Below are 10,031 nucleotides of genomic sequence, written 5' to 3'. Positions count from 1 at the left end.
CCCGCCCGGTCGTCGTCGTGACGTCAGGCCACGATCAGATAGATCCCGTATCCCACGGCCGCGGCACAAGCCGCGAAGCACGCGTACGCACCCGTGACCGCGGCCGCGGCCGTGCCACCCTGCGCGGCTGCCCGCTCGCGGCGGGACAGGCCCACGATGCCGAGGGTGAAAAGGGCCACGAGGGTCACGGTGATCAGGAGGCTGATGCCGAAGACGGAGCCGAGGGCCGCCCAGTCGATCTTCATGCTGGTTCTTCCTTCATGCCGGTGGGTGCCTGGGTGGCGGGGCTCAGACGGTGGTCGCGGCCGACGGGGCCGCGGGGTCGGCCGCGGTGACCGGGGCCGGGATCGTGGCCGTGAGTTCCTCGGTCACCGTGCCGCCGACGGGCGGCGGCGTCACGGCGGCCATCGCCGTGGTGATCACGCCGGCCGGCTCCTCGCTGTCGTTGACGTTCGTGTGGTCGACGACCTCGCGGCGCGAGAGCTTCCAGATCACGGCGCTGGAGGTGATGAGGAAGACGGCGACGAGGGCCGTGCCCCAGGCGCCGAAGCCGGTCACGTACTCGGCGAGCGCGCCCACCAGGGCCGCGGCGGGCAGGGTCAGACCCCACGCCACGAACATGCGGGTCGCCGTCGACCAGCGGACCACGCCGCCCTTGCGGCCGAGGCCGGCGCCCATCACCGAGCCGGAGACGGAGTGCGTGGTGGAGAGGGAGAAACCGAGGTGGGAGGAGGCCAGGATGACCGTGGCCGCGCTGGTCTGGGCGGCGAAGCCCTGCTGCGGCTGGAGGTCGGTCAGGCCCTTGCCCATGGTGCGGATGATGCGCCAGCCGCCGAGGTAGGTGCCGAGCGCGATGGCGAGGCCCGCGGAGAGGATGACCCAGGTGGGCGGGTCCGAGTCGGGGGCGACGGCGCCGCCGGCGACCAGGGCGAGGGTGATGATGCCCATCGTCTTCTGGGCGTCGTTGGTGCCGTGGGCCAGGGAGACCAGGCCGGCGGAGGCGATCTGGCCGGCCCGGTAGCCCTTCTCGGCGGCCTTGCCGTCGGCCTTCCTGCCGAGGGAGTACGACAGTCGCGTGGCCAGCATCGCCGCCAGGCCCGCCACGATCGGAGCGGCGATCGCCGGGATCAGCACCTTGGTGACCAGGACGTCACCGTGCACCGCGCCGACGCCGGCCGAGGCGATGGTGGCGCCGATGAGGCCGCCCATGAGGGCGTGCGAGGAACTGGAGGGGAGCCCGACCAGCCACGTGAGCAGGTTCCAGAGGATCGCGCCGACCAACGCGGCGAAGATGACCTCGGGACGGATGCCGGTCTCGTCGACCAGCCCCTTGGAGATCGTGTTGGCGACCTCCACGGAGAGGAAAGCGCCTACAAGGTTGAGCACGGCGGACATGGCCACCGCGACCTTGGGCTTGAGCGCACCGGTCGAGATGGTGGTGGCCATCGCGTTGGCGGTGTCGTGGAAACCGTTCGTGAAATCGAACGCGAGTGCGGTTACTACCACAATCGCGAGGATCAGCGAGAAGTTTTCCATTTACCCAGGCAATCGTTCGAGGTCATTGGCCAGATGAACGTAGGTAACCAGGGTGAACGGAAGATGAACTGAGCGGGGCCGCACGGTGTCCGGATCCGGCGTTTCTCACTCCATCGGGCTCCAGTTGGTCCGCGCGGCCCCCACGCCGCAGGATCAGTCGCCCCTGGCGAACTCCCTCAGCTGGGTCCGGGACCCGTTGAAGAGATTCTGGTCACCCGGCAGGCCGCCGCTGTTGTCGTACTGCCAGATGGTCCAGAACGACCAGCCGGCCGGCAGCGCTCCGGCGTTCGCCGAGTCGTAGCGGGCGACCCACAGGGCGTGGTTCGAGGCGAAGGCGCTGCTGCCGCCGGTGCACGTGTTCCACCAGTGGGCGGTCGTGTAGATCACCGGACGGCGACCGGTGAGCCGCCTGACCTCGTCGCTGAACGACTTGATCCAGCCGACCATCCTCACCTTGGTCAGGCCGTAGCACTTGTGCTTCTTGTCGTACGGGTTGTATTCGATGTCGAGCGCGGGCGGCAGTGTCCAGCCGTCCGCACTCCAGCTGCCGCCGTTGCGCACGAAGTGCGCCGCCTGCGCCGTGCCGGACGACTTGTGGGGCAGGGCGAAGTGGTACGCCCCGCGGATGATGCCCGCGTTGCGCGCGCCGTTGTACTGCTGGCCGAAGTACGGGTTGCGGTAGGTGGTGGACTCGGTCGCCTTGACGTAGACGAACTTGGCGCCCTTCGTCCTGGCCTGCTGCCAGTCGACGTTCTTCTGATGGGAAGAGACGTCGTGCCCCCTGGGCAGGCTCGCGGCCGAGGCGGGTGTCTCGGCGAGGGCCGTTCCCCCGACGGTGAGTGCCGCCACGGCCGCCGCCAAGGCGTGCGAGCGGCGACGGAACGGATTGCGATCACGGGCCATGTGTCCCCCCGGAATGGCGGCGTGCACGACAAAATCCCCCAGAGATTACTGGAAGATCATCTAATCTGCGGTGATCTCCGGCCAAGCGATCGAAAAAGCATGTGTATGCCCATTTGTGCTCTTTCGGAGGTGCCGGTTCCGGCCTAAAGTGCCCTCGCCCGGGGGCAGGTCGACGCCGCGCCTGGCAGGATCGCCGCATGGCTGAGGAGCGGCGGGATCCGTGGGGCGTGCGGGGCGGCCGGGAGGGCGCACAGGAGGTGCGGGAGCCGCGGGGGAGGAGTGTGCGCCCCGAGGAGGCGCACGCCTGGGAGGCGCTCGTCGCGACGGCCCGGCGGACGGTGTCCGACGGACTGGTCGTCGGCACCTCCGGCAACGTCTCGGTACGTGTCGAGGACACGGTCCTGGTCACACCGTCGGGCGTCCCCTACGACCGGCTCGCGCCGGACGACGTCACCGGCGTCGACCTCGACGGCCGGCAGGTCCTCGGCACCCTCGTCCCCACCAGCGAACTGCCCATGCACCTCGCCGTCTACCGCACCACCGACGCCCTCGCCGTCGTCCACACCCACGCCGTGCACGCCACGGCCGTCTCGACGCTCGTCCCCGAGCTCCCGGCGATCCACTACATGGCCGGGTCACTCGGCGGACCCGTCCGGGTTGCCCCGTATGCCACGTACGGCACCGACGAGTTGGCCGAGAACATGCTCCACGCCCTCGCCGGCCGCTCCGCCTGCCTCCTCCAGAACCACGGCACCCTCACCTACGGCACCACCCTGGACCAGGCCTACGACCGCACGGCCCAGCTGGAATGGATGTGCCGTCTGTGGCTGACGGCGTCCTCGGTACCGGGCCTGTCGCCGACCCTGCTCACCGAGGCGCAGGTGGCGGAGGCGGGGCAGCGGCTACGGCAGTACGGGCAGCGCGGCTGAGTCGCCGGCCGCCGCACGACTCCCGGCCCGCAGACTCACCCCGAGCCGCCCTCCCACTGGCCGCCGGCGAGGTCCGCCAGGACACTGGACGCGTGCGCACTGTCACCGCAACGGCCGCCGCCGTCACCGCAGCCCTGGCCGCCGGCGCCGCCGGGATCGCCGTCGGCCGGCTCGCCTGCGACGCCGCGCTCAAGGCACCCCCGGGCCGCCCCCTGCCCACCGAACCCCGACTCACCGTGCACGCGACGGCGGCCGGCCGGGTCGCCCTCACCCGCGACCTGGCCGCCCTGCGCCCCGGCGTCCACGGCCTCGTCGGCGACGGCTCACACGCGGTCGTCGGCCCCGTCCTCGGCGCGGAGTCCCACTCCGCCGACACCGTCGTACGCCGCCTGGAACGCGTCACGCACGGCACCCTGAAACCCGGCGACAAGGTCTGGCTCACCCCGAACATGTACGTCGGCGACCCCGGTACCGCCCTCGGCCTGGACCACACCGACGTCGACGTCCCCGGTGAACTCGGCTCCCTGCCCGCCTGGTTCGTGCCCGGCGTGCGCGGCACCTGGGTGATCGCGGTGCACGGCCTCGGTGCCGGCCGCGAACACTCCATGAACGTCATGGAGTTCCTGCACCGCCACCGCTTCCCGGTGCTCGCCCTCGCCTACCGCGGCGACCTCGGCGCCCCCCGCCCACCGGACGGCCTGAACCACTTCGGCGAGACCGAATGGCGCGACCTGGACGCGGCGATGCGTTACGCCGTCCGCAACGGCGCCCGGCGACTCGTCCTGCACGGCTGGTCCACCGGCGCCACGATGGCGCTGCGCGCCGCCGCGCGCTCGGGGCTGCGTGAGCGGATCTCGGGGCTCGTCCTGGACTCCCCGGTCCTCAGCTGGGAGGCGACCCTGCGCGCCCTCGCCTCGGCCCGCCGCACCCCGGGCGTCCTGCTGCCGCTCGCGGTACGCGCCGCACAGGGCCGCACCGGCCTGTACGGCGACCGCCTCGACGCCACCACGACCCGCGAGTGGCTCGACATGCCACCGACCCTGCTCTTCCACGGCCCGGACGACACGGTGGCCCCCTGGGAGCACTCCCGCCGCCTCGCCGGGGCCCACCCCGGCCGGGTCGGACTCCACACGGTCCGCCAAGCGCCCCACGGGGCCATGTGGAACGCCGACCCGAAGGCGTACGAAGAGGCCCTGCGCCGCTTCCTGACACCCTTGATGTGACACGACGCCTCAGCCGTCCCGTCCCCGCCACCCCGCCGCTGCCGGTCCCAGAGGTTCCGTTTAACGCCGTACCAGTGGCCTGATCTCGGCCTCCGGCCGTCCGCGAGGGCCCGGCGTCGGCCCTCCCCGTCGCCCGCCGTGCCATTCCGTTTGGGTTTTCGGACCGTCAACCGGAAGACTGCACCCGTGACGTCCCGTATCCCGCGCGACTCCAGGCTTCGACTCGTCCGCCCGCGACCCCTGGCCGCCGCCCCCACAGCTGTGAACCAGCGGCGCCCGCGCCGCCCCGCGCCCCGCCCGCCGGAAGGCACCCCGGCCCCCGCGGAACTGGCCAGAATGGCGCGCTCCGGCCTGGCCCCTGCCGCCCGGGTCGCCCACTGGGCGGACGCCGCGCTGCGCCCCGGCCGGGACGGAGCGAACCCCGACGGCAAGGGCACCCTCTCCGGCGAGACCGCCGAACGGGCCGCCGCCGACCTGGGCCTGACCGCGGCTCAGGTCCGCGCCGACTGGGACACCGCCCGTCTGGCCGGCCTGGTCGAGGTGCACGGCGACACCGCCCGCCCCGGCTGGCGGCTGCGTGCCTGGGACCGTGACGACAGCGCCGTGCTGCGCGGCTGGGTCGCCCTCTTCGACGCCTGGTCGCTCGCCTGCCCGGAACCGGCCGACCACGAGGCGGCCGCCGTCGCCGAGGTCGTCTCGGCGATGCCCCAGGTGCTCTCCTTCCTCCAGCTGTCCGCCGGCCCCGTCCCCGTGGAGCAGCTCCTCGACCTCCTGGAGCAGCGGGTCACCGAGCTGCGCACCGAGCGCTGCGAGATCCCGTACGGCCCGCAGCCGGTACCGGTACCGCCACCGGCCCCGGCACCGCCGCAGCCCACCGACGCCCCGCTCTCCCCACTCCTCGACTGGGCCCTGCGTGCCCTCGCCTCCGTCGGGGCCCTCACCTACGGCGACGGACAGGCCACGCTCACCCCGCTCGGCAACTGGGCGGTCTGGGTCAAGCTGGAGCAGATCTGCGTCGCCGCGCAGAGCCCCGCCGGGAACATCGAGCAGGCGGCCGAGGGCATGCTCCGCGGCTGCGCCCAGCTGCGCCCGAACGCGGCCCGCGCCGAGTACCGCGCCTGGCTCGCCGCCCGCCCCGTCGGCAGCGCCGTGACCGAACTGCTCGGCGCCGCCCGCGGCGAGGACGCCCTGCTGCGCGGTCTCGCCTTCGAGGCGCTGCGCGTCGTCGGCGCTCCCGCCGAGCCCGACGTGCGCTCCGTGGCCGACGAGCCCACCCTGCGGCCGTACGCCCTGCTGTGGCTGGCCGAGCATGACGGTATCGACCCGGAGGACGCCCACGAGGTGCTCACCCGGGAAGAGGCCACCTGGCTGTGGGTCGACACCGCCGCCGCCGTCGCCGACCACGGCGAGGCCCCGATGCTGGTGCGGCACCTGGAGTCCGCCGTGCAGCCGACCGTCCCCATGCTGCTCGACGAGGTGCGTGCCGTCGGTCACCCCCGCACCGTGCAGGTCCTGGTCGCGCTCGCCGCCGCGCACCCCGACCCGGCCCTGGCGAAGGCGGTACGCCGGGCGGCCTTCCAGGTGCACACCGGAGGGAGCTGACGCGGGAGGGTCGGACCCCGTCCGCCGTCAGCCCTCCATCTCGGGGGCGTACGTGCCGAAACTCCAGATGTTGCCCTCGGCGTCCCGGGCCATGTAGTCCCGCGAGCCGTAGTCCTGGTCGGTCGGAGGCATCAGGATCTCCAGGCCGTGGTCCACGGCCCGCCGGTGGTGTGCGTCGACGTCGTCCACGACGACGTACACCCCGCTCGGGCCCGCGCCCTTCATCGCCGTGTCGAAGATCCCGCCGCGGCCCTTGGAGCCGATCATCACCCCGCCGTTGCCCTGCATCAGCTCGGCGTGCAGCACCGAGCCGTCCTCACCCTCGTACACCGACAGCTCCGTGAAGCCGAGCGCCTCCGTGAGCTGCCGGATCGCCGCTTTCGCGTCCGCGTACAGCAGTGTCGGGAAGATGCTGGGCCGCCCGCCGTTCGTTCCTGCCATGCCGATCACTCCTTTGTGATCCCTGCCGCAAAACTCACCTGCTGCCCAGTCTGGCAGTGACCACTGACAACGTCCCGCGAGCGGCGTCCGCCGCCTGCGGGCACACCCCCTCCGACAACCCCGGAGGGCCTCTCGAACACCCACACGCAGAAAAAGTGGTTGCACGGCCCCGTTAGACTGGCCCCCATGGCCATTCTCCTCGCGCATTAGACGGCGGGAACGTCCTCAGCCGCCCTTCCCGTCACCCCATCCGCCCTGGAGTCTGTCCGTGATCTCCGCCTCCGGTATCGAGCTGCGCGCCGGTTCCCGCATCCTCATCGAGTCCGCCACCTTCCGCATCGCCAAGGGCGACCGCATCGGCCTGGTCGGTCGCAACGGCGCCGGCAAGACCACCCTCACCAAGTGCCTCGCAGGCGAGGGCATCCCCGCCGCCGGCACCATCACCCGCTCCGGCGAGGTCGGCTACCTGCCGCAGGACCCCCGCACCGGCGACCTCGACGTGCTCGCCAGCGACCGCATCCTCTCCGCACGCGGACTGGACACCCTGATCCGCAAGATGCGGGAGAACGAGCAGCGCATCGCGAGCGGCTCGGGCGCCACCCGCGAGAAGGCCCTGCGGCAGTACGAGCGCCAGGAGACCGAGTTCCTCACCAAGGGCGGGTACTCCGCCGAGGCCGAGGCCGCCACCATCGCCGCCGCGCTGAACCTGCCCGACCGGGTGCTCGGCCAGCCCCTCCATACGCTCTCCGGCGGTCAGCGCCGTCGTATCGAGCTGGCCCGCATCCTGTTCTCCGACGCGGACACGCTGCTCCTCGACGAGCCGACGAACCACCTGGACGCCGACTCGATCGTCTGGCTGCGCGACTACCTCAAGACCTACCGCGGCGGCTTCATCGTGATCTCCCACGACGTCGACCTGGTCGAGACGGTCGTCAACAAGGTCTTCTACCTGGACGCCAACCGCTCCCAGATCGACGTCTACAACATGGGCTGGCGGCTGTACCAGCAGCAGCGCGAGGCAGACGAGAAGCGCCGCAAGCGCGAGCGGCAGAACGCGGAGAAGAAGGCCTCCGCGCTCCACTCGCAGGCCGACAAGATGCGCGCGAAGGCCACCAAGACCGTCGCCGCGCAGAACATGGCCCGCCGCGCGGACAAGCTGCTCGCCGGACTCGAGGCGGTGCGCCAGAGCGACAAGGTCGCCAAGCTGCGCTTCCCCGAGCCCGCGCCCTGCGGCAAGACGCCGCTGATGGCCGAGGGCCTGTCGAAGTCGTACGGCTCGCTGGAGATCTTCACCGACGTCGACCTGGCCATCGACAAGGGCTCGCGCGTCGTCATCCTCGGTCTGAACGGCGCCGGCAAGACGACCCTCCTGCGGCTGCTCGGCGGCGCCGAGAAGCCCGACACCGGCGAGGTCATCGAGGGACACGGGCTCAAGCTCGGCTACTACGCGCAGGAGCACGAGACCCTGGACCCGGAGCGCACGGTCCTGGAGAACATGCGCTCCGCCAACCCCGACCTGGACCTGGTCGAGGTCCGCAAGACGCTCGGCTCCTTCCTGTTCTCCGGCGACGACGTCGACAAGCCGGCCGGCGTCCTCTCCGGCGGCGAGAAGACCCGTCTGGCGCTGGCGACCCTGGTGGTTTCCTCGGCGAACGTCCTGCTCCTCGACGAGCCGACCAACAACCTCGACCCCGCCAGCCGCGAGGAGATCCTCGGCGCCCTGCGCACCTACAAGGGCGCGGTCGTTCTCGTCACCCACGACGAGGGCGCCGTGGAGGCGCTGCAGCCCGAGCGGATCATCCTGCTGCCCGACGGTGTCGAGGACCTCTGGGGCGCGGACTACGCGGACCTCGTCGCCCTCGCCTGAGCCCTCCCCGAACCCTCGCCCGAGGACCGGGACGGGTCGGGAACGCTTGATCGAAGACGTGATCCACTGCGTCTGGATCATTCGGCCCATCGGTGATCCATCATCTGTGTGAGATCTCCTCGTACCGAGGTGTGTCCTACATCGATTTCACGGCCGAGTCCTTTATCGACAAGGGCTCGGCCGTCGTACGTCCCTGACCTGGCACTTCGCGAAAGAACCCGTTCGGCGGTACGAACGTCCCCGCGCGGAATTTCGGATTCCGCTTGTGGCGACGCGCTCCCGTCGTCAAAACCGTGTCTCACGGACCTTGCCGAATGGGTGGCCATGTCGGCCCGGAGGGGTGATCATGAGGAGACCAGAGCGCACTTCCCATGAGGAGGCACGGGTGGCCGAGACTCTGAAGAAGGGCAGCCGGGTAACCGGCGCCGCGCGCGACAAGCTCGCGGCAGACCTGAAGAAGAAGTACGACTCCGGTGCGAGCATTCGAGCACTGGCCGAGGAAACCGGCCGCTCGTATGGCTTCGTCCACCGGATGCTCAGCGAGTCGGGTGTCACGCTTCGTGGGCGTGGCGGGGCGACGCGGGGCAAGAAGGCCGCCTCGTCCTGAACCCGGGCGAACCATCGGCTTCGATGGTGACCACCCGGTCGGTCGGCTGATCGGCCGGGTGGTTACTGTGCAGTCACTTAGCATCGCTCTGTTGACCGCACTCATCGGAGGCGCCCCATGGCTTCGCCCGACCAGGAACTCGTTCCCCTGCTCGACAAGGACGGCGTACGGCTCACCGCGGACGACGCGCTCGCCACGGTGACACTGACCAACCCGGCCAAGCGCAACGCCCAAAATCCCGCTCTGTGGCGGGCGTTGGCGGAGGCCGGGAGGTTGCTGCCGGGCTCCGTCCGGGTGGTCGTGCTGCGCGGCGAGGGCAAGTCCTTCTCCGCCGGGCTCGACCGGCAGATGTTCACGCCCGAGGGGATCGAGGGCGAACCGTCCTTCATCGAACTCGCGCGCAGTGGCGACGCCGAACTCGACGGCGCCATCGCCGAGTTCCAGGAGGGCTTCACCTGGTGGCGGCGTAACGACGTCGTGTCCATCGCCGCCGTCCAGGGCCACGCCATCGGCGCGGGCTTCCAACTCGCGCTCGCCTGTGACCTGCGCGTCGTCGCCGACGACGTGCAGTTCGCCATGCGCGAGACCAGTCTGGGGCTGGTGCCGGACCTCACCGGCACGCACCCGCTCGTGGGCCTGGTGGGCTATGCCCGGGCGCTGGAGATCTGCGCGACCGGCCGGTTCGTGCACGCCGAGGAGGCCGTGAGCACCGGGCTGGCGAACGTCGCCGTGCCCCTGGACCAGCTCGACGGCGCCGTACGCGACCTGGCGGCGGCACTGCTGACCGCTCCCCGGGACGCGGTCATCGAGACCAAGGCGCTGCTGCGCGGCGCCCAGGACCGGGACTACGACGCCCAGCGCGCCGCCGAACGGGCCGCGCAGGCACGTCGGCTGCGCGACCTGGCCGGCGCCGGCGAATAGGA

At 71.4% G+C, this 10,031-nt stretch carries 10 protein-coding genes; 6 read left to right on the top strand and 4 right to left on the bottom strand.

The annotated features are described in order from the left end of the window. Nucleotides 1–23: 23 nt before the first annotated feature. The 3 genes from ACFWWR_RS42845 to ACFWWR_RS42835 form a co-directional block, all read right to left on the bottom strand. Nucleotides 24–245, bottom strand: coding sequence for a hypothetical protein (locus ACFWWR_RS42845; protein ID WP_383875916.1), 222 nt, complete (start codon nucleotides 243–245; stop codon nucleotides 24–26). Between the two features lie 43 nt (nucleotides 246–288). After that, on the bottom strand, nucleotides 289–1,536 hold the full coding sequence (locus ACFWWR_RS42840; protein ID WP_383875918.1) for an anion permease: 1,248 nt from the start codon (nucleotides 1,534–1,536) through the stop codon (nucleotides 289–291). A gap of 153 nt (nucleotides 1,537–1,689) precedes the next feature. Further along, on the bottom strand, nucleotides 1,690–2,439 hold the full coding sequence (locus ACFWWR_RS42835; RefSeq protein WP_383875920.1) for a lysozyme: 750 nt from the start codon (nucleotides 2,437–2,439) through the stop codon (nucleotides 1,690–1,692). A 197-nt stretch (nucleotides 2,440–2,636) separates the two neighbouring features. Between ACFWWR_RS42835 and ACFWWR_RS42830 the strand changes: the two genes are divergently transcribed. The 3 genes from ACFWWR_RS42830 (at nucleotide 2,637) to ACFWWR_RS42820 (ending at nucleotide 6,193) form a co-directional block, all read left to right on the top strand. After that, nucleotides 2,637–3,368, top strand: a complete 732-nt coding sequence (locus ACFWWR_RS42830; protein WP_383875922.1) for a class II aldolase/adducin family protein — start codon at nucleotides 2,637–2,639, stop codon at nucleotides 3,366–3,368. 92 nt (nucleotides 3,369–3,460) lie between these two features. Then, on the top strand, nucleotides 3,461–4,591 hold the full coding sequence (locus tag ACFWWR_RS42825; protein ID WP_383875924.1) for an alpha/beta hydrolase: 1,131 nt from the start codon (nucleotides 3,461–3,463) through the stop codon (nucleotides 4,589–4,591). 186 nt (nucleotides 4,592–4,777) lie between these two features. After that, nucleotides 4,778–6,193: a hypothetical protein gene (locus tag ACFWWR_RS42820; RefSeq protein ID WP_383875926.1), complete on the top strand. Its 1,416-nt coding sequence runs from the start codon at nucleotides 4,778–4,780 to the stop codon at nucleotides 6,191–6,193. A 27-nt stretch (nucleotides 6,194–6,220) separates the two neighbouring features. Here ACFWWR_RS42820 and ACFWWR_RS42815 read toward each other — a convergent pair whose 3' ends face one another. Further along, entirely contained in the window at nucleotides 6,221–6,634 is a 414-nt protein-coding gene (locus ACFWWR_RS42815) for a VOC family protein (RefSeq protein ID WP_383875928.1), read from the bottom strand. A 268-nt stretch (nucleotides 6,635–6,902) separates the two neighbouring features. Between ACFWWR_RS42815 and ACFWWR_RS42810 the strand changes: the two genes are divergently transcribed. The 3 genes from ACFWWR_RS42810 to ACFWWR_RS42800 all read left to right on the top strand — a co-directional run bounded on the left by ACFWWR_RS42810 (nucleotide 6,903) and on the right by ACFWWR_RS42800 (nucleotide 10,029). Beyond that, nucleotides 6,903–8,501: an ABC-F family ATP-binding cassette domain-containing protein gene (locus ACFWWR_RS42810; protein WP_383875930.1), complete on the top strand. Its 1,599-nt coding sequence runs from the start codon at nucleotides 6,903–6,905 to the stop codon at nucleotides 8,499–8,501. A gap of 385 nt (nucleotides 8,502–8,886) precedes the next feature. Then, nucleotides 8,887–9,108, top strand: coding sequence for a helix-turn-helix domain-containing protein (locus ACFWWR_RS42805; protein ID WP_004002281.1), 222 nt, complete (start codon nucleotides 8,887–8,889; stop codon nucleotides 9,106–9,108). 117 nt (nucleotides 9,109–9,225) lie between these two features. After that, entirely contained in the window at nucleotides 9,226–10,029 is an 804-nt protein-coding gene (locus ACFWWR_RS42800; protein WP_383875931.1) for an enoyl-CoA hydratase/isomerase family protein, read from the top strand. Nucleotides 10,030–10,031: the final 2 nt, after the last annotated feature.

It is taken from the genome of Streptomyces sp. NPDC058678, from assembly GCF_042714835.1.
Classification (GTDB): domain Bacteria; phylum Actinomycetota; class Actinomycetes; order Streptomycetales; family Streptomycetaceae; genus Streptomyces.
This window is presented reverse-complemented; position numbering and strand designations above follow the sequence as displayed.